Source organism: Methanosarcina sp. MTP4 (assembly GCF_000970045.1).
Taxonomy (GTDB): Archaea; Halobacteriota; Methanosarcinia; order Methanosarcinales; family Methanosarcinaceae; genus MTP4.
This window is the reverse complement of the sequence record NZ_CP009505.1, coordinates 4,148,874-4,169,843: the sequence shown is the minus strand read 5'-3', so window position 1 is coordinate 4,169,843 and position 20,970 is coordinate 4,148,874. Positions and strand designations below refer to the sequence as shown.

Annotated in this window: 22 protein-coding genes and 1 tRNA gene; 17 read left to right on the top strand and 6 right to left on the bottom strand. The window is 46.5% G+C overall.

Features of this window, described 5'->3' with window-relative positions; translation table 11 throughout:
- Positions 1-69: 69 nt before the first annotated feature.
- A complete protein-coding gene (gene dusB, locus MSMTP_RS17585) occupies positions 70-1,041 on the bottom strand; it encodes a tRNA dihydrouridine synthase DusB (RefSeq protein WP_048182216.1) in 972 nt (323 codons plus the stop codon).
- Between the two features lie 349 nt (positions 1,042-1,390).
- Entirely contained in the window at positions 1,391-1,948 is a 558-nt protein-coding gene (locus MSMTP_RS17580) for a S26 family signal peptidase (protein WP_048182214.1), read from the bottom strand.
- 667 nt (positions 1,949-2,615) lie between these two features.
- Here MSMTP_RS17580 and MSMTP_RS17575 point away from each other — a divergent pair.
- The 11 genes from MSMTP_RS17575 to MSMTP_RS17515 all read left to right on the top strand — a co-directional run bounded on the left by MSMTP_RS17575 (position 2,616) and on the right by MSMTP_RS17515 (position 15,810).
- Entirely contained in the window at positions 2,616-4,520 is a 1,905-nt protein-coding gene (locus tag MSMTP_RS17575) for a DNA-directed DNA polymerase II small subunit (RefSeq protein WP_048182211.1), read from the top strand.
- Between the two features lie 83 nt (positions 4,521-4,603).
- Positions 4,604-5,602, top strand: coding sequence for a 4-demethylwyosine synthase TYW1 (gene twy1, locus MSMTP_RS17570; RefSeq protein WP_231582846.1), 999 nt, complete (start codon positions 4,604-4,606; stop codon positions 5,600-5,602).
- Positions 5,603-6,402: 800 nt separating this feature from the next.
- Positions 6,403-7,650, top strand: coding sequence for a peptide chain release factor aRF-1 (gene prf1, locus MSMTP_RS17560; protein WP_048182205.1), 1,248 nt, complete (start codon positions 6,403-6,405; stop codon positions 7,648-7,650).
- A 285-nt stretch (positions 7,651-7,935) separates the two neighbouring features.
- Complete coding sequence (gene argS, locus MSMTP_RS17555) at positions 7,936-9,645, top strand: arginine--tRNA ligase (protein ID WP_048182203.1); 1,710 nt, start codon at positions 7,936-7,938, stop codon at positions 9,643-9,645.
- 406 nt (positions 9,646-10,051) lie between these two features.
- A complete protein-coding gene (locus MSMTP_RS17550; RefSeq protein WP_048182199.1) occupies positions 10,052-10,762 on the top strand; it encodes a hypothetical protein in 711 nt (236 codons plus the stop codon).
- Positions 10,763-10,863: 101 nt separating this feature from the next.
- Positions 10,864-11,574 (top strand): hypothetical protein, encoded by a 711-nt coding sequence (locus tag MSMTP_RS17545; RefSeq protein WP_048182195.1) that lies wholly within the window; start codon positions 10,864-10,866, stop codon positions 11,572-11,574.
- Between the two features lie 16 nt (positions 11,575-11,590).
- Positions 11,591-12,322: a hypothetical protein gene (locus MSMTP_RS17540; protein WP_048182193.1), complete on the top strand. Its 732-nt coding sequence runs from the start codon at positions 11,591-11,593 to the stop codon at positions 12,320-12,322.
- 254 nt (positions 12,323-12,576) lie between these two features.
- Positions 12,577-12,801, top strand: coding sequence for a hypothetical protein (locus tag MSMTP_RS17535; RefSeq protein WP_048182190.1), 225 nt, complete (start codon positions 12,577-12,579; stop codon positions 12,799-12,801).
- Between the two features lie 13 nt (positions 12,802-12,814).
- A complete protein-coding gene (locus MSMTP_RS17530) occupies positions 12,815-13,066 on the top strand; it encodes a type II toxin-antitoxin system RelE/ParE family toxin (RefSeq protein ID WP_048182187.1) in 252 nt (83 codons plus the stop codon).
- A gap of 336 nt (positions 13,067-13,402) precedes the next feature.
- Complete coding sequence (locus MSMTP_RS17525) at positions 13,403-14,446, top strand: methionine synthase (RefSeq protein ID WP_048182183.1); 1,044 nt, start codon at positions 13,403-13,405, stop codon at positions 14,444-14,446.
- Between the two features lie 329 nt (positions 14,447-14,775).
- Positions 14,776-15,810, top strand: coding sequence for a methionine synthase (locus MSMTP_RS17515; RefSeq protein ID WP_048182179.1), 1,035 nt, complete (start codon positions 14,776-14,778; stop codon positions 15,808-15,810).
- A 183-nt stretch (positions 15,811-15,993) separates the two neighbouring features.
- Here MSMTP_RS17515 and MSMTP_RS17510 read toward each other — a convergent pair whose 3' ends face one another.
- Positions 15,994-16,164 carry a type II toxin-antitoxin system ParD family antitoxin gene (locus tag MSMTP_RS17510; RefSeq protein WP_048182176.1) on the bottom strand — a complete coding sequence of 57 codons (171 nt, stop codon included), beginning with the start codon at positions 16,162-16,164 and terminating at the stop codon, positions 15,994-15,996.
- Positions 16,165-16,579: 415 nt separating this feature from the next.
- Positions 16,580-16,653: transfer RNA gene (locus MSMTP_RS17505), tRNA-Lys, on the bottom strand.
- Positions 16,654-17,234: 581 nt separating this feature from the next.
- Between MSMTP_RS17505 and MSMTP_RS17500 the strand changes: the two genes are divergently transcribed.
- From MSMTP_RS17500 to MSMTP_RS17475, 6 genes are all read left to right on the top strand, one after another.
- Positions 17,235-17,441, top strand: coding sequence for a TRAM domain-containing protein (locus MSMTP_RS17500; RefSeq protein ID WP_048182174.1), 207 nt, complete (start codon positions 17,235-17,237; stop codon positions 17,439-17,441).
- Between the two features lie 56 nt (positions 17,442-17,497).
- Positions 17,498-17,704 carry a TRAM domain-containing protein gene (locus MSMTP_RS17495; protein WP_048182171.1) on the top strand — a complete coding sequence of 69 codons (207 nt, stop codon included), beginning with the start codon at positions 17,498-17,500 and terminating at the stop codon, positions 17,702-17,704.
- A gap of 55 nt (positions 17,705-17,759) precedes the next feature.
- Positions 17,760-17,966 carry a TRAM domain-containing protein gene (locus MSMTP_RS17490; protein ID WP_048182171.1) on the top strand — a complete coding sequence of 69 codons (207 nt, stop codon included), beginning with the start codon at positions 17,760-17,762 and terminating at the stop codon, positions 17,964-17,966.
- Between the two features lie 42 nt (positions 17,967-18,008).
- Complete coding sequence (locus tag MSMTP_RS17485) at positions 18,009-18,215, top strand: TRAM domain-containing protein (protein WP_048182169.1); 207 nt, start codon at positions 18,009-18,011, stop codon at positions 18,213-18,215.
- A gap of 56 nt (positions 18,216-18,271) precedes the next feature.
- Entirely contained in the window at positions 18,272-18,478 is a 207-nt protein-coding gene (locus tag MSMTP_RS17480) for a TRAM domain-containing protein (RefSeq protein ID WP_048182166.1), read from the top strand.
- 382 nt (positions 18,479-18,860) lie between these two features.
- Entirely contained in the window at positions 18,861-19,289 is a 429-nt protein-coding gene (locus MSMTP_RS17475; RefSeq protein WP_048182163.1) for a polymer-forming cytoskeletal protein, read from the top strand.
- 62 nt (positions 19,290-19,351) lie between these two features.
- Here the strand turns inward: MSMTP_RS17475 and MSMTP_RS17470 are convergent, their stop codons facing one another.
- On the bottom strand, positions 19,352-20,116 hold the full coding sequence (locus MSMTP_RS17470) for an ABC transporter ATP-binding protein (RefSeq protein ID WP_048182161.1): 765 nt from the start codon (positions 20,114-20,116) through the stop codon (positions 19,352-19,354).
- Between the two features lies 1 nt (position 20,117).
- Positions 20,118-20,867 carry an ABC transporter permease gene (locus MSMTP_RS17465; protein WP_231582845.1) on the bottom strand — a complete coding sequence of 250 codons (750 nt, stop codon included), beginning with the start codon at positions 20,865-20,867 and terminating at the stop codon, positions 20,118-20,120.
- Between the last annotated feature and the right edge of the window lie 103 nt (positions 20,868-20,970).

Below are 20,970 nucleotides of genomic sequence, written 5' to 3'. Positions count from 1 at the left end.
GCTCTATGAGCCTGTTTTTCCCTACTTCTTTCGTAGACAATCCATATATTCTTAATAGGTCTAAAAATTTTAATACTCTTTCCGGCAGGAACTTTTCATCAGCTCAATTATGGACTTTGCATCTTTCAAACCGTTAATTTTTTCCCGGATATGCCGCGAGCCGTGCAGCCCCTTTGTAAACCACTGGGCCTGCATCCGCAGATTGATGGAGGACAGGATCCCATACTCCTCCAGAAGGTTGATATAGGCTTCAAAATCCTCGAACTGCCGGGTCCGCGGGTCAGGCTCAAGCTTTTCTCCGGTCTCCAGGTAGTGCCTGATCCGCCAGAAGATAAAAGGGTTTCCCATTGCCGCACGTCCGACCATAAGCCCGTCGCAGCCGGTAAACTCCAGGGCATGTTCTGCAGATTCCTCATCCCTGATGTCCCCGTTTGCGATCACGGGAATAGAAACTTCATTTTTGATCGCCCGGATCTGTCCAAGGTCCGAGCTTCCGGAATACATCTGCTCAGCCGTCCTCCCGTGAACGGTCAGGGCCAGAGCCCCCGCGTCTTCTATTAGTCGGGCAATTTCAAGGCTTTCTTCTTCTCTTCCCAGGATGCGGACTTTTGCGCTAACAGGGGTTTCCAGAGAGTCTACAAGCCCGGATATTATTTTGTGCACGATTTCAGGGGACTTAAGAAGTGCCGAGCCGCACCCTGCCCGGGTGATGCACTTTGCAGGGCAGCCCATGTTCACGTCAATCACCACAGGCCTGAGCTCTTCCTCCACTAAAAGCGCAGCCTCCCTCAGGGACTCGGGGGAATTCCCTACAAGTTGAACCCCAAAAGGCCAATCCTCCTGATCTGTCAGCCCCTTCATGAGCGCTTTCCGGTTTTCATTGATCAGGGCATCTGCATTGATCATTTCCGTGTACGTGAGATCAGCCCCGTACTGCCTGCAGAGCAGCCTGAAAGCCAGGTTCGTCACGTCAGCCATAGGCGCAAGAAGAAGGTTTCCCGGAAGTTCGGTACTGCCGATTGTCAGTTTTTTGAGCTTCATTTTTCTTAGGATTGTTTTGTTTTTGAGGCCACCGTTTTTCAGAGTGGTTAGGTGGTGTTTTTGTTTTATGCTATGCTCAATGATGTATCCGTGATATATTAAAAATTCAAAAAGACTTTGGATTAAGTTCTGAAAAGAAAGTGCTTCCTTAAAAGGGTATGGGTTTGCAAAAGAAGACCCTGAAAAAGCCGGGTTGGAGGTGAAGTAAAAACAGGAAGTGAAGTAAAAACAGGAAGTGAAGTAGATATCAAGGCCACTAAAAGTTGATGAACAGGTATCTAGAAGTTCATTTGATGGAGCCTTTAGAGATTTATGAAAGGGACAGCCTTACTGCCCCTGTATTTGAGGTTCATGAGAAGAGAAGTCTGACATGCCCCAGGTAAGGAATCCTGTACTTTGCGGTTCCTATTACCCATTCCTCCTTTACGGGCACATGATAGCTGATCTGTCCTTCCTGGTCAAAGTGTTTGTTCGTAACAGGGTTGTCCCCTTTGGTGATGTACCCTGAATAAGGGGCAATTGGACCGTTTTCCCACATTGGATCCCCGGCCTCGACGTGGTACATGGCCCTGTGGATTATTGGAGTTACCCCTTCCTGCCCGTAGGGCCGGTAGAGGATAACGTCCCCGTAGTTTCCAAAGGACTCATAGTCGGAACTTTCCCCATCTTCGTTGGTGACCAGTTCGACCCTGTCGATATTCTTGATGAAGATGATGTCCCCTACCTGCATATGAGGCTCCATGCTTCCTGACTCCACAGCTACCATGGGAGTCCAAAGCCCGAATGCCAGTTTGGAAAGAATCATGAAAGCGATCAGGACAGCCACAACTGAGAGCATGTCCTTTCCTAGGGAAACCCAGAAGTTTTCTTCTCCCTGAATCCTGTTTTCCTTGTTAGCTTCGCTCATAATCAGTCTTTTTCCCTTGATATCGCTTCAATTTTTAATGCCGTTTTATTTCTGATGTTGTTTTATATTTTATTCGGTTCATCAGTTTCTTTCGGCTTTCCATTTAATTTTTCCCTTTATTATATTTATGTTAATATTTTTGTTGGCAACCCATGTCCATCTAATACAATTTATATCTTTGTCTTAATTTTCCCCACCCTACTCTTCTTAACGTAACTACAATTTGTTTTTATCATATATTAACTTTCAATTTATTCATTCAGTCATGATATTTATATAGTTATCATCTTCTACTGATGGGCGGATGGTCCTACAGAGAACTATCTCTGTTCATTTTAATGGTTTCCAGGCCGTCCACCTGTAAGTTTTGGTATGTAACTCTTAATATGTATGTACCTTTTAATATTATGCTGAAGGAGGCTAAAGTTTTCTTTGATGATCAAAAATTTCATCAAACTCTTCAGCATAATATTTCATGAATTTTGTATCACATTAATTTTTATATTTTAAGCAGGTCTTTGCCTTGAGGCTTTGATCCGGTTAAAGTTTGATGATTAATGCTTCAGTTCAGCTTCAACCAACTTCAACCAACTTCAACCAACTTCAAATCAGCTTCAAATTACTTTTGAATAGTGTTCGGAATCATTTCCAGAATCGGGTCGGAACCATGAATGAAATCAATATCATAAGGGCGGTTGCAGAGGAAGGGTATCAGATAAGCCCGGAAGCCGCGGAACTCATCAAAGCAAGTGATGTTTCCGGGCTCCTTCTCGAATACGTCCTTTCGACCATTGATGAATCTGTTTTTGTCATTGAAGCTGAGCACATTGACCTGGCAGGCTTTGCAGCCTCGAGAGTTGAAAGGGTTTCAGGAGCCACAGATGTTGCAGGCGCTACAGGCGCTTCTTCAGAACCTGCTATTTCGGGAGAGGACAGGAATGTCCCTGGTTCCGACTTTGGCCGGGATTCGGTTTCTGATGAAATTGAGAGGCTTTCCGTTTCAGGGGATCCTTTCCTTCCGGATGCTGTTTTGGACCCTGTTTCAGATCAGGTTCCCGATTCTGCCGTTGGTTCCAAATTCGTTCCCGTTTCCGGTTCAGTTCCGGGGGCTCTCCCTGACCCTGCTTCAGGTGCTGGCTCAGATCCGGTTTTATCGGCACCTTCTGGCCCTGCAGGCAGGGCAAATTCAGCTTCAGGATCTGGGAATTCGCTTCTCTTTTCGGCTCCGTTCCCGGCTTCGAGGGACAGGCCTTTTTCTGCCGTTTCATCAGGGATGGCTTCAGGTTCTTCTTCTCCTTCCTCAGTTGTGCGTTCTATCGGCGGCCCGAACCCTGTTACTGTGCTTTCCGACATCACCGGGCATTCCACCTGCGTGGGAGAGTATATGCAGTTTGTGCAGTACTTCAGGGACAGGTACAGCAGGCTCTCCGAGATCATCAGGGGCAGGATCAATGCGCGGCCCATAGAGAGCCTGAAAGGCCGGAGTTTCAGGCGGGGAGGAGGGGAAAAAGGCTCTGAGGAGATCTCGATAATCGGGATGGTCTCAGATACCAGTACCACAACCAACGGCCACAGGATCCTTTCCCTGGAAGACCCGACCGGCTCTTTTCCCGTTCTGGTGCGGAACAGTGATAAGGACCTCTTCGAACTGGCTTCAAGCATCCTCCTTGACGAGGTCATCGGGGTCACGGGTTCGGTCACCAATGACGGAGGCCTTATGATGGCCAGCAAGATCATCCAGCCCGATGTCCCTAACAGTGCGCTTCGAAGGACCGGAGCGAAAGGAAAGGTTGTCCTGATCTCGGACGTACATGTGGGAAGTGCTCAGTTCATGGAAGATTCCTGGTTAAATTTCCTGGACTTCCTGAAAGGAGACTCAGATTCCGAAGCCCTCAAGAAAATGGCGGAGGAAGTCCGCTACCTGGTTGTTGCAGGAGACCTTGTGGACGGGATTGGGATCTACCCTGACCAGGACAAGGAACTCACTATCCTGGACGTCTACGAGCAGTACAGGAAAGCCGCCGAGTACTTCTGGGAAATTCCGAAACACATCCAGATCATCATCAGCCCTGGCAACCACGACGCTGTTCGCCAGGCAGAGCCCCAGCCCGCCCTTCCGGAGCGAATCCGGGAGCATTTCCCTCCAAACATCACTTTTGTTGGGAACCCCGCTCTTGTGGACCTTGACGGGGTTAGCATCCTGATCTACCACGGACGCTCGATCGATGACCTTGTGGCAAGCGTCCCCGGAGTGTCTTACCAGGAACCTGCAGGGGCCGTCCTTGAGATGATAAAGCGCAGGCACCTTGCTCCTACCTACGGGAGCAGGGTCTCCATATCCCCTGAAAAGAAGGACTATTTCATAATCGACCCGGTCCCGGACATAATCCACACCGGCCACGTGCACACCCTGGGGGTACAGCGCTACAAGAACGTCCTCCTGGTCAACTCCGGGACCTGGCAGTCCCAGACCGAGTTCCAGAAGCGTGTCAACCTCATGCCAGTGCCGGCCCAGGTGCCCGTTGTGGACCTTGCGGACTTCGGGGTCACGATTCTGAAGTTTGATGAATAACTCTTTCACTCTTTCACTCTTTCTCCAAAATTATTTTGCGAACCTTATATATACGACAAAGGATTAATATGGCGGAAATGTCAATGGAAAACCAGAACCAAGACCAATCATCGGGCAAACCACCCCTTCCCTTCGACATCCCGGATTTTGAGACCCTTCTGAAAAAACAGGGCTATGCCCTTGCAGGCTCCCATTCCGCGGTAAAGACCTGTCTCTGGCTCAAAAAAGCCATGAATGACGAAGGTTTCTGTTACAAGGGAAAGTTCTACGGGGTTGCGTCCCACCGCTGCCTCCAGATGACCCCTACCCTTCTCTGCAACCAGAGCTGCCTTTTCTGCTGGCGTCCGACTGAGGTTCCGGTCCCTGCACCCGGGGAATGGGATTCTCCTGAAAAGATCGTGGAAGAGAGCATTGCCTGCCAGCGCAAACTGATTACGGGTTTCGGAGGTTCTCCAAACGCCCTTAAGGAACGCTGGCTTGAGGGAAACGACCCGAATAACGTTGCCATTTCCCTTTCCGGAGAGCCGACGATGTACCCCTACCTTCCCGAACTCATCGAGGAATACGAGAAAAGGGGTTTTACCACTTTCCTGGTCACAAACGGGACAATCCCCGGGATGTTTGCAAAAGTCAATCCCTGCCAGCTCTACATGAGCCTTGACGCCCCGGACCAGGCGACCTACCTGAAAGTCTGCCAGCCGAAATCTCCCGCTCTCTGGGACAAAATTTCCGAGTCCCTGGCCCTCATGAAGGAGAAAAGCTCAAGGACAGTTATCAGAATAACCCTTGTCAAGGGAGTGAACATGTTCAACCCCGAAGGCTATGCCGAACTCATCAAAAAAGCCTCTCCTGATTTCGTGGAAATCAAGGCCTACATGCATCTGGGCTTTTCCAGGCTCCGTCTCGAACGCTCTGCCATGCCGGCCCATGCGGAGGTGCTGGAGTTTTCGGAGCAGGTCGCCAAACACCTGGGTTATGAAATTGCAGATGAATCCGAGATAAGTCGGGTGGTCCTGCTTTCAAAGGATGGGAAGAAGTCTCCGGTTAGAAAGAAAACATTAGAGGAAAATAAAGAGACTTGATTATTCCCGTTTTCTCTTTCCTTTTTCTCTTTCCTTTTTCCCTTTCCCGTTTTCTCTTTCCGTTTTCTCTTTCCGTTTTCTCTTTCCGTTTTCTCTTTCCGTTTTCCTTTTTTTCTTTCCCTCTTTTTCTTTCCGTTTTCCCTTTTTTTCTTTTTTTCAAGGTGTGGCCGGAAAATTAGAGATAAATTTTTATAATAGGAATTTTTTATAATGCCTTGAATATATTATTTATGTCTGGAGAATGGAAACACATATAAACTCAAGTTTCAATAAGGTACTAACCTATCAGGGTTATTTACTTTAATCCAATAGTATCCAAATGCTATCCAATTTGAGTATAACATGTCTCACATCTAGTGCGATTTCCGGAATGCGAACCTGAGCGGGGTTTTGCTATTTAATAAAAGGTTTTTCAGTAGCATGCCAGATGTCTGTCTAAAGATTTTTGCAGGCAAAGTTGTATGCTTCTTACCCGCAGGTTTTTAGCGTTCGGAACGGTTTTTTGTGCCCGGGATCCGGGCAATAAGACAGCTTTTTGCAGTCACGGTTGCATCAAATCCTTGCTATAGTTTTTATTTGCTGCCGGGTATCTGCCGGGTATCTGCTGCACGCTCATAGAAATGTTATGTTAAATAATTAAACTGACTGAATCATCCAATTAATGATCAAAATAACCGAATTGTCTAATTAATAATTAAATTGACTGAATTATCTACCTGAAAATTAAATTGACTAAATAATTAGATTAATACTTAGATTAACTATCGTTAGATCACTTTCTTCATCGGGGAATTTCAAAAATGACTGAACAATCAGCACACGAAAAATACGAGTTCAAAAAGAAACTTGAGGGTCTCCGGGATAAACGGGGGAGAGGCACTGAACTGATCTCCCTTTATATCCCTCATGATAAGCAGATCTCGGATGTTACAAACCAGCTAAAGGATGAACACGGGCAGGCTTCGAATATCAAGTCCAAGCTTACCAAGACAAACGTGCAGGGTGCGATCGAGTCCCTCTTATCAAGGCTCAGATATCTGGATAAGGTGCCTGAAAACGGGATCGTCTACTTTACAGGGGCTGTGGACATCGGAGCGAACAAGACCAGCATGGAAAGCGAGGTCATTTACCCGCCTGACCCCATTATCACTTACAAGTACCACTGTGACTCTGCCTTTTACCTCGAACCCCTTGAAGATATGCTCAAGGACAAGAGCACTTTCGGGCTGCTGGTCCTGGACCGCAGGGAGGCTACCGTCGGTCTGCTTACCGGAAAGAAGATCGAGTCTTTTCGCCGCCTGACCTCCACGGTTCCGGGCAAGCAGAGGAAAGGTGGGCAGAGTGCACACAGGTTCCAGCAGCTCAGGCTCATTGCGATCCACGAGTTCTACAAACGGATCGGGGACGCTGCAAGTGATATATTCATGTCGGTCGATCATAAGGACTTTAAAGGCGTCCTTATTGGCGGGCCTTCCCCTACAAAAGAAGAGTTCTACGACGGGGAGTTTTTCCACCACGAGATCCTGAAAAAGATCCTCGGGCTCTTTGACGTTGCCTACACCGACGAATCGGGCCTGTCTGAGCTTGTAAACGCAGCTGCGGACAAGCTCCAGGACCTTGAGCTAACTGCCCAGAAAAATGTGGTCCAGGACTTCTTCAAGGAACTGATTTCCGACTCCGGAAAAGTAGCCTATGGGGAAGACCAGGTCCGGGCAAACCTTGAAATCGGGGCTGTGGAAAAGCTCCTGCTCTCCGAAGACTTGCGGGCTGAAAGGGTTACCACGAAGTGCAGTGTCTGTGGATTTGAAAACAAGTGGACCCGGCACTGGAAACCCGGAGAAGCAGCACCTACCGCCGGGAACTGCCCTAAATGCGGCTCCTCCCTGGAAGTCACGGATGTAACGGACATTGTAGACGAACTCTCCGAACTTTGCGACCAGAGCGGGACAAAAGTTTTCTTCGTGTCCACGGATTTCGAGGAGGGGGCTCAGCTCATGACTGCCTTTGGCGGAATTACCGCAATCTTGAGGTACAACACGGGAATTTGAGCCCTTCTACCTTTCTCCTCTCTTTTTGACGCGGATCCGGGTTCCACATCTGATAATTTACCCGGTAATTTCCTGATCATCGGATAATTTGCCTAAAACTGCCCAATAATTCCTTATTCATCCAATAATTTTTAATCAAATCATTATTCTATTAGATCAAATTAGATAGGATCATTCCATTTGGATCATTCCATCAGGATTATCCCAAAAGATATGAAATATCAGATTTCCGATTTAATATCAGATTTAGCAGGTTAAATTTAATAATTTTCATAGGTGATTCTCTTGTTCCTTGAACTTAAAATTCAGGCTGCATCAATCTTAAAAGACGCGATCCAGAGTGCCGGGTTTGAAATCGAGGATTCCGAACTCTATTTCGAAACCTCTCCCCATGCCGACCTTGCGAGCAGGGCCGCCTTCAAGCTGGCCAGCCTTGCCAGGAAAAATCCGAAAGAGCTTGCCTCTCTTATTGCCTCGAAGATCGAAATCCCTGACGGTTCCTATGTCGGGGAAGTAAAAGCCGTAGGCCCCTATATCAACTTCTGGGCTTCCAGGTGCTACCTGGAAGGGACTGTGAAAGCCGTCCGGGCCGAGCAGGAAAAGTTCGGATGCGGAGCCCCGAAGGACAAAATCCTCCTTGAACACACTTCCGCAAACCCGAACGGACCCCTCCATGTGGGGCACATCCGCAACTCCATTATAGGGGACACCCTCGCCAGGATCCTGAAGCGCGCAGGGTACGATGTAGAGGTCCAGTACTATGTCAATGATATGGGCCGCCAGATTGCCGTTGTTTCCTGGGCTTGCGAGCGCTTTGAGCTGGATCTCTCCAAAAAGTCGGACTCTGCCATTGCCGAGGTTTACATCAAAGCCAACGCCGCTCTTGAAGAGCGTCCGGAATCCGTGGAGTACATCGACTCCCTTATGGAAAAAGTGGAGGCAGGGGATGTCGAGACCATCGAGAGCTTTGACAAGGCCGTTTCCCTTTCCGTTGCAGGCATCAAGGAAACCCTGCTGCGCCTGAACGTTTCCCACGACAAATTCGTAAAGGAATCCACCTTCCTGAAATCCGGGGCCGTGCACGATATTGTGGAGCGCATCAAGGCTACCGGCAGGACCGACATCGACAAAGGAGCTCTTGTTGTAGACCTTTCAGACTACGGCTTTGAAAAGACCCTGGTCATCCAGCGCTCGAACGGGACCTCCCTTTACACGACAAGGGACCTTGCCTACCACGAGTGGAAAGCCACCCAGGCCGACCGCATAATCGACGTCTTCGGGGCCGACCACAAACTGATCTCAGGCCAGCTCAGGGCTACCCTGAACTCTATCGGCATCCAGGAACCTGAAGTCGTGATCTTCGAGTTCGTCTCCCTTCCCGAAGGCTCCATGAGCACCCGCCGCGGGCAGTTCATCAGCGCCGACGACCTCTTTGACAAAGTAACCACAGAGGCCTTTGAGCAGGTCGAGTCCCGCCGTCCGGAAACCTCTGAGGAGTTCAAGCGCAAAGTCGCCGAGATGGTCGGCATGGGCGCTGTCCGCTACGATATCGTCAGGGTCTCTCCAGAAAAGTCCACGGTCTTCAACTGGAAAGAAGCCATGGACTTCGAAAAGCAGGGCGCCCCTTACATCCAGTACTCCCACGCCCGTGCCTCCAGCATCCTCGAAAAAGCAAAAGAAGAGGTTGCCTGGGCTCCCAATGCTGAAATCGACTCCTCCCTCCTTGTCGAGGACAGCGAGATTGCCCTGATCAAGAAGATGGCACTCTTCGACAGCATCATCGACAACTGCGCCCGGGAACTCAAACCCCACACCCTCGCCATCTACGCTCGGGAACTCGCCGACGCCTTCAACCAGTTCTACCGCTTCGTCCCCGTAATAGCCGCAGAAGACGAGCAGGTAAGGGCTGCCAGGCTGGTTCTCGCGGACTGCGCAAGGATTGTGATCGCAAACGCCCTGGATACCCTGGGAATCGGTGCGCCGGAATCGATGTGAAGAAAGCGGTTTGAAGAGCTCTATTTGAAAAAATCGATGTGAAAAAATAGAAAACCAGATCGAGAGGATAATTCCTCTCCAATTTCCTTTTCTTTCCTTTTTTGTTTTTGTCCCTCTTTCTTTTGTTTTTGTCCTCCTTCTCTTTTCACTCCAGGGTACCTTTTTTCGGCTGGATTTTCAGAGAACGGGGCTCTCACCGGGTGCCGAAGGCAGCCGGCCTTTGCATGACAGTGATTTAAAAATGAGAACAGGAATAATCGGCAAATATTTTGTCGCAAATATTTTGTTTGTCCCGGTGAGCTTCAAAAAGGCGTTCCTGTTGTCCTTAAGGTGGCTGAAAGCCTGAAATTCTAATATTCAGGAAAAGCCTGAAAAACCGGGAAAACGATAACCCTACAGTGGTATCATGAAGACGATAAAAGAAGCTTTCCAGGAATTTCTAAATGAGCAGAAGCTTAGCAGGAGTCCCCGGACCTTCAGGGATTATGAAAATTTAATTTCGCTTTTCGAGGAGTATCTGGATGAGTGTGTCCCCGATGAGCTATATGAAGAAGATAAGAAGCTCTATGAAGAGAAGCACAAGAACGAGCGCAAAGAATACTGCCAGATTTTTGACCTTGCGTACATCTCCGCTTATGATATTGAATACCTCCTTGAGGATTATCTGATTAATGATTTTAGAGCGAGTGCAACTTTCGTTGAAACCTCCAGGCGGTTTTTCCGTAAATTCCTGCCCTGGGCTCTTGAAAAAGCTTACGTTGAGCCTGACCATTATAGTGAACTTGCCAAAGTTGTGGGGGGTATCAGGGAAAAGAAGAAAAAAGCCGCTTCCCAGGTCCGGGAATTCGGGCTTAAGCTTTGCAATTATGTGGATTCACATCCGGTCGAAGAGAATCCCGACTGGAAATCTGGAGACTTCGAGATCATGAGGATTGAACCCGGAAAGCTGTGGGTAGAGGATTACCTGGATCCTTACAGGGAAATCGGGCCTGTTATGGTTTCGGAAGAGGCTAGTTCGCTGGCAAAGGTGGGCTGGTACCTTAACTTCGAAATAGTAAAAACCGGGGATTTCTGGCAGATAGTAATGGTTGAAAGTGTTTCTTCGCGCTGCCCTTAATGAAAAGTCCAGGTCCTTTCTGAATTGTTGAACATCGCCCTTTAGATATTTGAGAGAAAAGGAAGAACAGAAAGAAAAGGAAGAACAGAAAGAGGGAGTGCATGAAAACCGAATCTACAAAAACAATTCAGGAAATTTTTGAGGAATTCCTGACCGAACAGCAAAGCCGTTTAAGCCCCAAAACCTATTCGGGCTACGAAGAGGCGATGTATTACTTCAGGACATACCTCGATGGCTACGGACACCAGCACCTTAAAAGGGAAGAAAGGGAACGCTATGAAGAGTCATCAGATTCTGAAAATAAGGAGTTCTGGGAAGTCTTTGGCTCCGAACACCTCGGTTCTTCAGAAATAGACGACTTTCTTGCCGATTTTATGGTCAAAAAAATTGCAGGCAGCAGGACAGTCATGGAAACCACTGGCAGGGTCATGCTCAAGCTGGTGAAGTGGCTTCACGAAAAAGGCTACATGGCGGATGAAGAATATAAAAAAGCGTCCGAAAGCGTAAAAGAGCTTAAAGCCGACCTTCCGGTAGTCGGGGAAGTAAGCGACCTGATTTTTGATTATGTGCGGGAGCACCCGGTTGAAACCCGGTACACAAGTGACCTTGACGCATATTTCGATATCGTGAAAATCGAGCCTGGAAAACTCTGGCTCGAAGACTATCTTGAATCAGGCAAGACCGTAGGGCCAGTCATCGTTTCCGAGGAAATCAGTTCGAAGTGCAAGGTGGGCTGGACCGTTTCAATGTGGGCTGTGAAAACGGGCAGGGTCTGGAGGATTCTGGAAACCGGGTATGTGCTGCCTAGATGAATAAGGGAGAGATATCATGCAAAACACGGTTGAAAAGACCATTCAGGATGTTTTAGAGGAATTCCTGATCGAGCAAAAACAAAACCTGAAACCCCAGTCCTATTCCGGCTACGAAACCACCATGAAATATTTTGAGCGTTTCCTTGACATTTATGGCCCGGAGCGTCTGGAAGATGAGGACTTAGAAGAGGAGGGCTTGGACCTTTACGAGGAACTTTCTGAAGAGGAAGACCTGGAGTACTGTGATATTTTCGGGCCCCGACACATCGGGTACGCGGAAATGGAGGAATTCCTCGGCGGCTACGTTATCCTGAACGCGGCAACCAGCAAAAACTTCCTGAAAGTTGTGGGCAGGGTCATGCACAAGCTGGTGCAGTGGTTGCATGAGAAGGGATACATGGCCGATGAAGTGTATGAGAAAACAAACGAACGTGTAAACGAGCTCAAGGCCGATCTCCCGGCAACAATGGAAGTGGGAAGGCTGATGTCAGAGTATGCCGGAAAGTCTCCGCGCGGGAAGTACACGGAAGAGCTGAACAGTCGCTTTACCATCAAAAAAATCGAGCCCGGAAAGTTATGGCTTGAAGATTATATTGTCTCAAAGGAGCTTATAGGGCCTGTTCTCGTCTCCGGAGAAATCAGTTCCATGTGCAGGGTTGGGTGGACCGTCGTTCTCTGGATCGGAAAGAAGGGGGATGTGTGGAGGATCATTGGGAGCACTGGTGTGTATCCGCTTTCTGAGTATTGATCGGTTGTCAGGTTTCGTGTGTAAGCTGCAAATTTTGTTTTCCGGTATGTTGGTATCCTCTTTTTTTCATTTTAGTTTTTGGCGTGGGAAAGACCGTTCGCAAGCGAACGGGACAAAAACGGTTAAGTGCGGCATTCTGGTAGCTTTGGATAAGATCTCCTATCAATCTTAAATTGCCTTATCTCTTTTCCAGCTATAATTTGTTATAGCCAGTTATAGCAAGTTATAAGTAAAAACCTTGCATAAAACTAAATATGGCTGAAACGACGACCATCCAGGTTAAACAGAGCACGAAAGAAGTTCTGGAACGCATGAAAATCTACAAGCGGGAAACCTATAATGACGTCCTGGAAAGGCTGATAGAAGAGGTTCAGGAACTGAACGAAGAGACAAAAAAAGAAATTGAACTTGCCCGAAAAGCGGTTGAAGAAGGCAGGTACGTAACGCACGAAAAACTGAAAGAAGAACTTGGATTCTGAGAATGGGGTTTTGATGCGTTTTCAAATCATCTGGTCCGAACCTGCGGCAGAGCAGCTTAGAAAACTGGACCGTCAGCTAGCAAAACGCATTTTCCGTAAAGTTTCGGAGCTTCAGGAAGATCCTTACCGTTATGTGACAAAACTTGTTGGGTCTCCAAATTACCGGCTGAGAGTCGGTGACTACAGGGTGATTCTGGAGATTCAGGGCAGCAGTCTGGTGATACTCGTACTTAAAGTCGGGCACCGAAGGGAAATTTACAAATGAAAGCTTGATGTAACGTTTTTTATGCGGGTTTTCAGGTTATTTCAGTCAATTTTTATGGAGAACGCTGGGCACGAGCTATCGAGAACTGGTCAAACAAAAAAGAGACACTCTCATTGAAATGACTGGTGGTTTTGGAGACCAATCCCTTAACTAAAAATAATCAAACTTATATGATTTCCGGGAAGTTTGGACCGGAAACTGGTCAGAATATTTTAAAACGGATACTTTAACGGATTCCCTGAACAAAGTCTCTTCACTTCTAAAATTTCACGATACAATTCTTACCCGGAACAATTCCAATAGTTATAATACAGGCTAACATATTAAATACTGAATATGCAGGACGTCACATTTATCGACGGAGGCAGCCTCCCGGTCCCTGAGGGCGTTACAAGGGATTGGTTCAAGGCTGCTGCTGAGTCAAGGGCTGAGGATGAAAAGCTTTTTTCCCTCGTCAGGGAGGCTTTCCAGAGGAAAATCGATGTTGGGATTCATGTCCCCACCTACCCCCAGTACCGGGACATGATCGGGCAGTTCCTGGATATCATCAAGGATGAAAAGAACTGCTACGAGCCCTATGTTTTAAAAGAAGAGAACGCGAAGATCCTTGAGCTTGAAATCATCGATGAGGTCGCAAAGCGGTATAAGGAGGAGACCGGGGAAACCCTGGAAGTCAGGGTCTGCGTGGCGGGCCCCACCGACCTTTACCTCCAGGCTTTCGGAACTAGCATGTTCAGGGACGCTTACCACTACATGGCCATGAACATTGACCGCTTTGTCAGGAAGGCTTTTGAAACTGCAAAGAACTTCAAGATCAGGACCATTGCCCTGGATGAACCGAGCCTGGGGATGAACGACCGGATCCAGTTTTTTGACCCTGACATCGTCTCTGCGCTTACCCTGGCTTCCACCTATGCCCGGCAGCAGGGGGCTGATGTTGAGATCCATCTGCATTCCCCCTTGAAGTATAAGGTCGTCTGTGAAACTCCGATAAACGTGATCGGGGTGGAATATGCAGCAACTCCTTCTTACCTTGACCTCTTCGACAGGGAGTATCTGGAAACGTCAGGTACCTATGTCAGGCTCGGGGTTTCGAGGACTGATATTGGAAACCTCATCGGTGCCATCAACGAAAAGTATGAGGTCAATGCCTGGAAGGAAAAGGAGTATATGCAAAAGATCGTAACTGAAATGGAAACCCCGGAAGTCATAAAGAAGAGGCTTGAAACAGCCTTTGCTGTCCTCGGGGACCGGATCAGGTATGCGAGCCCGGACTGTGGCCTTGCTTTCTGGCCTGACCAGGAACTTGCGTTCAAGCTGCTAGAGAACACGGCAAAAGGAATTGATGCGTTTAATGCTGAAAACAGGGGCACGGAATAAAATTTCCAATCATTCCTTTTTTTCTTTCTGTTTTTTATTTTTCTTTCTGTTTTTTATTTTTTCTTTCTGTTTTTTATTTTTTCTTTCTGTTTTTTATTTTTTCTTTCTGTTTTTTATTTTTTCTTTCTGTTTTTTATTTTTTCTTTCTGTTTTTTATTTTTCTTTCTGTTTTTTATTTTTTCTTTCTGTTTTTTATTTTTTCTTTCTGTTTTTTATTTTTTCTTTCTGTTTTTTCGGATTTTCAGGGCTTTTCTATTTCCACATCAATTTTTTTATAATTATAGAGTCTTTCCAATAATGCTAAATCCTCCAAGGTATACTAACTGGACATGGAAGAAATCATCTTTGACGATATCGGGAGTTATCCCCTCCCTGATGGTGTGAGTAAGGAATGGGTCCAGAACGCCTTTAAGACGAGGGAGGAGGATGAAAAACTTTTCACGGTAATTAATGACGCTTTCCAGCAGAAAATCGATGCGGGAGTGCAGGTCCCCACCTATCCCCAGTACCAGGACATGAATGAGCAGTTCCTGAAGGTGATCCGGGATGAGAGCTGCTGTGACGGGCCTTTTGAAGTGAAGCTTGAGTGTGCCAGGATCGAAGAGCTTGATGCCATAGAAAGCGTTGCAAAGGTTTACAAAGAAAAATTCGGGGAAACCCTGCAGGTCAGGATCTGCGTGACCGGGCCTGCCGAACTTTACCTCAAGGAATTTGGGGGGAGGAATTATGCGGATATTTACTCTATTTTTGCAAAAAATGTTAACAAATTCGTCCGTAATTCCATGAAATCGGCAAAGAACTTCAAAATTGCCACTGTCTCCATTGACGAGCCCAGCATCGGGCTGAACCCTGAACTTGCTTTTGATAATGATCAGATTATTTCTGCCCTCACCGATTGCTCGAAGGCTGCGAGTAAATGGGGCGCTGACGTGGAAATCCACCTCCATTCCGCCCTCTACTACAACCTGGCCTGTGAGACCCCAACCATCAATGTCATCGGTATGGAATCTGCAGGCACACCTTCTTATATGGACCTTATAGACAAAAAAGTTCTTGAAGACACGGACTCTTTCCTGCGCGTCGGGATTGCAAGGACTGATATCTACACTCTTGCAGGCGCCCTGAACGAAAAGTACAACACAAACGTCTGGAAAGAGCAGGAGTACCTGCCCGAAATCGTCACGGAACTTGAGACCCCACAGGTGATTACAAAGCGGCTCAGGATTGCTTACAGGCGCTTCGGAAATCTTATTAAATACGTCGGCCCGGACTGCGGACTTGGTTCCTGGCCGAACCAGAAGATATCTTTCATGCTACTCTCAAACGTGGCTCAGGGCATCAAGGATTTCAGGGAATGCCTGTAACGATGCACGTTCCCCTGAATACCCTGAATACCTATTTTTTCCACTGGAAACCTTGCATATTTGCATCTTCTCTAAAAAATTAGGCACTTGATGCTGAAACACAGTGGAAATAAAGGGGTGAGGTTTTAAATATTTAACAGGTTTTTAAAATTGTGTTTTTCCACTCTCTTTTTCATTCTTTTTTCAGTCATTTAACCTGCCGTGCCTTCTATCGATTTCGTCCATCATGTCAAGCATTTTCCGGATAGCGGTCCGGATAGCATCGGATTGGTTCACGAATTTTTTGTTTTCTCCCACGTGTTTGTTCAGGTCTTCCAGGAGTTCCTGGGGGATTTCAACGCTTACTTTTGGCATCAGGGTCACGCTCCAGTGGTAATATTCACAGTGATATTGTTTGAAGTTATAGGGTCCAGTTTCATTGAGATAATGTTTAAGGGTGAAAATTATTAAACTGTAGCTTCCCTCTCGAAAATTTCAATGAATTCCCATGTAGATTATGTGAGATAAAATGCATTTCTTCTATTTATATTTCAGATTGATTTTTCCCTAAAAAGGCTTTTCAGGCTGTTGTTGAAGGAAAAAGACAGAAATGGAAAAAGCAAAAGGATAAACAAAAGGATAAACAAAAGGATAAACGAAAAGATAAACGAAAGGATAAACAAAAGGATAAACGAAAAGATAAACGAAAGGATAAACGAAAGTAAAAATGAGGCTCTTTGCCAAAAAAGCAATTCTGAAAAAAAACCCTTCAGAAAAGGAAGTAAATTAGCGGGCCCGAAGGGATTTGAACCCCCGGCCTACGGATTAAGAGTCCGTCGCTCTGCCTGACTAAGCTACGGGCCCACGCTTTGTTTCCTGCCTGAATGAGCGAACCTCATAACGTATCTCCATTATTTATAAATTTCGGTACGAATGCCAAAACTTATGATTTCTTCGGGTCCTTTCAAGTATAATTGCCGTTTTTTCTCTGTTTTTTCCCTACTTTTTTCACACATCAGTTAAAAAATTTACTTCCCATGTCTAAAATTTGACTTTTCATGAATAAAATCTTTATTAAATCTTTATTTATTTTGGAAGATCTCCCTTCTCGTATGCCTCAATATTTTCATTAAGTGGGCAACCAGTACTTCGGGGTTTAGAATTTTTACGATTTTCTTATATACTTCTTTAATTTGTTCGTTCTGGACCCTTTAAAGCAAACTCTTATATACAAGTGCATCTGAATATGACCAGTTAGTTGACTTATCCGAAGCTCTGTTGGGGCTCAGTTAATAAAGTTGGAGGCGTACTTCCTAAATTTGATTTCCTCAAGTTTGGTTTGCTAAGTACTATTTTATACTTTTCTGGCGCATGGAGCTTTTTTGAGTTGATTAATTAAAGTTAAAGAAATTAAGCAATTAAGTAAATTAAAGGAATGATTTTTTATGTTTAGAGATGAAAGTCGCTCTGTTCCTATCGAAGAGGGCGAAGTCTACGATGTAACTATTGAAGATATTGCCCGCCAGGGAGACGGAATCGCTCGTGTTGAAGGTTTTGTAATTTTTGTTCCGGGAACAAAAGTTGGCGACGAAGTCCAGATTAAAGTCGAAAGAGTACTTCCCAAATTCGCTTTTGCAAGCGTTGTCGAGTAATCGCGGATTAAGGAAATTAATTCAATTAAATCAATTTAATTAAAGGAATGGTTTTTATGTTCAGAGAAGAAAGTCGCTCTGCTCCTGTCGAAGAGGGCGAAGTTTACGATGTCACCATTGAGGACATTGCCCGCCAGGGAGACGGCATCGCCCGTGTTGAAGGTTTTGTAGTTTTTGTTCCGGGAACAAAAGTTGGCGATGAAGTCCAGATCAAAGTCGAAAGAGTACTCCCCAAATTTGCATTTGGAAGTCTTGTCGAGTAATTTTCGATTAACGAAGCAATTCAATTAAATCAATTTAATTAAAGGAATGGTTTTTATGTTCAGAGAAGAAAGTCGTTCTGCTCCTGTCGAAGAGGGCGAAGTTTACGATGTCACCATTGAGGACATTGCCCGCCAGGGAGACGGCATCGCTCGTGTTGAAGGTTTTGTAGTTTTTGTTCCGGGAACAAAAGTTGGCGATGAAGTCCAGATCAAAGTCGAAAGAGTACTCCCCAAATTTGCATTTGGAAGTCTTGTCGAGTAATTTTCGATTTAGTGGAATAAAGCAATTAAAGGAATGGTTTTTATGTTCAGAGAAGAAAGCCGCTCTGTTCCTGTCGAAGAGGGCGAAGTTTACGATGTCACAATCGAAGACATTGCCCGCCAGGGAGACGGCATCGCTCGCGTTGAAGGTTTTGTAATTTTTGTTCCGGGAACCAAAGTTGGCGATGAAGTCCAGATCAAAGTCGAAAGAGTACTCCCCAAATTTGCATTTGGAAGTCTTGTCGAGTAATTTTCGATTTAGCGGAATAAAGCAATTAAATTAATTCAATTAAAGGAATGGTTTCCATGTTTAGAGAAGAGAGTCACTCTGCCCCTGTCGAAGAGGGCGAAGTTTACGATGTCACTATTCAGGATCTTGCTCGCCAGGGAGACGGTATTGCCCGTATCGAAGGGTTTGTCGTTTTCGTCCCCGGAACCAAAGTTGGCGATGAAGTCCGGATTAAAGTCGAAAGAGTACTCCCTAAATACGGGTTTGCAAGCCTGGTTGAGTAAGCAGCATAAACAGGAACAGGAAGAACTTAGACTGAAAAATAATTTCTCAGATTATTTTTTCAGTCTTTTCTTTCTTAATTCTTGTATACTCCTGGGACTTTTGCTTATTTTCTCTTTATCTGGAAATTTTTTTCTCCTTGTTTTTCCCTTGCGTTTTTGCTCTGTTTTTCCCTTTTGCTTTTACTGAATTTTTTACCCACAGTTGAGTCGACATCTCAATTCGATGCTATACCTCAATTCGATGCTATACCTCAATTCGATGCTATTATATAATAGAGGATAAAATATGATTTCGAAATTCAGCTAACAAAGTTTTTACTGATGATATGAAAGGTTCCCTCAGGACCTTCAAGGCCCGGGGCAGGTCCCGGAGTGATTCCATATGAAGTGTTTTATCAAGTACCACCCCCACTCCAATACCTTTGTGATTGAAAAAAGAGCGTTTTTCGATGAGCCCCTGATGCTTGAAGGCAACTTGATTGTCGGTCAGGACGTTAATTTCTGGAAAGACCTCGTGGTTACGGGACGGCTCGAGCTTGGAAAAGGCTCAGTGGTCCAGGGGAATGTGAAAGCTGAAAGTGCCCTGGTCTGTGCCGGGGCACAGGTTCTCGGGAGCATAGACGCTGTTTCGGAACTTATCCTGCTTGACGGTGCCAGGGCAAACTCCGCATCCTGCGCCGGGGACATTTACATGCGGCCTGGTTGTGCCGTGGGCTCCGTAAACTCAGGGGGTACCCTTGAACTTGTGGGAAAGGTCACGATCAAAAAAGTAGAGCCTCTCACAAAAGTGGTTGTTAGGGCCGAAGAGTGACCCAAATTCCGTTTTTAACTTCTTTCTTTACTTTTTTAATTTATTTCTTTTACTTCTTCCCTTTACCTTGTGAACCTTTCCTGTTCCAGGAGTTTCAGGATCCTGTCCCTCAGGCGGTTGGCTTCGGGACTGGTCCGGCTCCGCGGGCGGGGGAGGTCCACTTTTATGATTTCTTTTACCCTTCCGGGCCTGGAAGTCATGACAACGATCCTGTCCGAGAGGAAGACTGCTTCGTCCACGCTGTGGGTTACGAAGAGGAAGGTTACGTGTTTTTGCTCCCAGATCTTCAGGAGCTCGTCCTGGAGGATGTTCCGGGTCTGGGCGTCCAGGGCTCCGAAGGGTTCGTCCATTAGGAGAACCTCTGGTTCGTTGGCAAGAGCCCTTGCAATGGCAGCACGCTGCTGCATGCCTCCTGAGAGTTCGTGAGGGTAGCTGTTCTTGAACTGCTCAAGGCCCACGAGGTCAAGGTACTTTTCCACCTGCTTTTGGGCTTCTCCTTTTCCTATTCCCTGCATTTCAAGCCCGAAGGTGATGTTGTCGATGACCGTTCTCCAGGGGAAGAGGGAATACTGCTGGAATACCATACCTCTTTTGGGGTCCGGACCTGTGATAGGGACTCCGTTCAGGGTAATTTCTCCTGAGGTCTGGGTTTCGAGCCCTGCCACTATTCGGAGCAGGGTGGTTTTCCCGCAGCCTGAAGGTCCGAGGAGGCAGATGAATTCCCCGTCCTCAACATCGAAATTTATGTTTTCCAGGGCCTGCGTTTCGGATTTGTCTTCTTTTTTCGAAAAAGTGCGTGAGACGTTTTTTACACTTACTCTGCCCATTTTATACCACGATCCCTGCTTTCCATCTGAGAAGTTTTGTATCCACGTAATACCTGAAGGCCCTGTCTATGACAAGTCCCAAAAAGCCGAGTAGGAGCATGTACAGAAGCACGAAGTCCATCCTGTGCAGGTGGAAGTTAAGCCAGAGCGAATAACCTAACCCTCCTCTGCTGACCCCGAACATTTCTGCGGCTACCAGGCACATCCAGCCAACACCCATGGCAATCCGGATCCCCGCAATAATGGAAGGCAAGGCTGAAGGAAGGGCGACGTAGCGGATCTGGCTCACGCTTCGGGTGCAGCCCAGTACCTTTGCAGCATCCACATGGACCCTGGGGATGTTCTTAAAGCCCGTGTAGGTGTTGATGATGATGGGAAAAATCATCCCTACAAATACTACAAATCCTGCTGCCTGGTGGGTTAGCCCGAACCACACCATTGCAAAAGGAATCCAGGCAAGAGGGGGAATTGGCCTGAGGATTTCGATTATGGGGTCGATAGCCTCACTTGCTTCTTTGAACCACCCCATAATAATTCCCAGGGGGATGCCTATGAAAAAAGCTGCAATTATCCCTATCCCGAAGTGAAGTAAGCTTGTCAAAAGGTCGGTGACAATGACTCCACTTTCGATAATCGTAAGAAGGGAAAGGACTACGTCATAAAAACTTGGAAGGTAAAGTTTGTTTTTCACAATCCATTCTGCAGTAAATTGCCAGAGGACAATTACGCAGACCAGAGAGATTACTTCCATCCCTTTTTCACGGATCGTTTTTATAAGTCTAAGATTCATAACTAGTTAGATAGTATTGATTCTTTTTTACTTTTCCGGAACACTGAGCGCTACGGGATAAATA

Excerpts from the sequence above, each read along its gene's own strand:
- prf1 (WP_048182205.1), top strand. The coding sequence starts at position 6,403 with ATGACTGAACAATCAGCACACGAAAAATACGAGTTCAAAAAGAAACTT.
- MSMTP_RS17480 (WP_048182166.1), top strand. The coding sequence starts at position 18,272 with ATGTTTAGAGAAGAGAGTCACTCTGCCCCTGTCGAAGAGGGCGAAGTT.
- MSMTP_RS17475 (WP_048182163.1), top strand. The coding sequence starts at position 18,861 with ATGAAGTGTTTTATCAAGTACCACCCCCACTCCAATACCTTTGTGATT.
- MSMTP_RS17465 (WP_231582845.1), bottom strand. The coding sequence starts at position 20,867 with ATGGAAGTAATCTCTCTGGTCTGCGTAATTGTCCTCTGGCAATTTACT.
- MSMTP_RS17580 (WP_048182214.1), bottom strand. The coding sequence starts at position 1,948 with ATGAGCGAAGCTAACAAGGAAAACAGGATTCAGGGAGAAGAAAACTTC.
- MSMTP_RS17535 (WP_048182190.1), top strand. The coding sequence starts at position 12,577 with ATGGCTGAAACGACGACCATCCAGGTTAAACAGAGCACGAAAGAAGTT.
- MSMTP_RS17545 (WP_048182195.1), top strand. The coding sequence starts at position 10,864 with ATGAAAACCGAATCTACAAAAACAATTCAGGAAATTTTTGAGGAATTC.
- MSMTP_RS17575 (WP_048182211.1), top strand. The coding sequence starts at position 2,616 with ATGAATGAAATCAATATCATAAGGGCGGTTGCAGAGGAAGGGTATCAG.
- MSMTP_RS17530 (WP_048182187.1), top strand. The coding sequence starts at position 12,815 with ATGCGTTTTCAAATCATCTGGTCCGAACCTGCGGCAGAGCAGCTTAGA.
- MSMTP_RS17515 (WP_048182179.1), top strand. The coding sequence starts at position 14,776 with ATGGAAGAAATCATCTTTGACGATATCGGGAGTTATCCCCTCCCTGAT.
- dusB (WP_048182216.1), bottom strand. The coding sequence starts at position 1,041 with ATGAAGCTCAAAAAACTGACAATCGGCAGTACCGAACTTCCGGGAAAC.
- MSMTP_RS17525 (WP_048182183.1), top strand. The coding sequence starts at position 13,403 with ATGCAGGACGTCACATTTATCGACGGAGGCAGCCTCCCGGTCCCTGAG.
- MSMTP_RS17470 (WP_048182161.1), bottom strand. The coding sequence starts at position 20,116 with ATGGGCAGAGTAAGTGTAAAAAACGTCTCACGCACTTTTTCGAAAAAA.
- MSMTP_RS17510 (WP_048182176.1), bottom strand. The coding sequence starts at position 16,164 with ATGCCAAAAGTAAGCGTTGAAATCCCCCAGGAACTCCTGGAAGACCTG.
- MSMTP_RS17550 (WP_048182199.1), top strand. The coding sequence starts at position 10,052 with ATGAAGACGATAAAAGAAGCTTTCCAGGAATTTCTAAATGAGCAGAAG.
- MSMTP_RS17540 (WP_048182193.1), top strand. The coding sequence starts at position 11,591 with ATGCAAAACACGGTTGAAAAGACCATTCAGGATGTTTTAGAGGAATTC.
- MSMTP_RS17490 (WP_048182171.1), top strand. The coding sequence starts at position 17,760 with ATGTTCAGAGAAGAAAGTCGTTCTGCTCCTGTCGAAGAGGGCGAAGTT.
- twy1 (WP_231582846.1), top strand. The coding sequence starts at position 4,604 with ATGGAAAACCAGAACCAAGACCAATCATCGGGCAAACCACCCCTTCCC.
- MSMTP_RS17500 (WP_048182174.1), top strand. The coding sequence starts at position 17,235 with ATGTTTAGAGATGAAAGTCGCTCTGTTCCTATCGAAGAGGGCGAAGTC.
- MSMTP_RS17495 (WP_048182171.1), top strand. The coding sequence starts at position 17,498 with ATGTTCAGAGAAGAAAGTCGCTCTGCTCCTGTCGAAGAGGGCGAAGTT.
- MSMTP_RS17485 (WP_048182169.1), top strand. The coding sequence starts at position 18,009 with ATGTTCAGAGAAGAAAGCCGCTCTGTTCCTGTCGAAGAGGGCGAAGTT.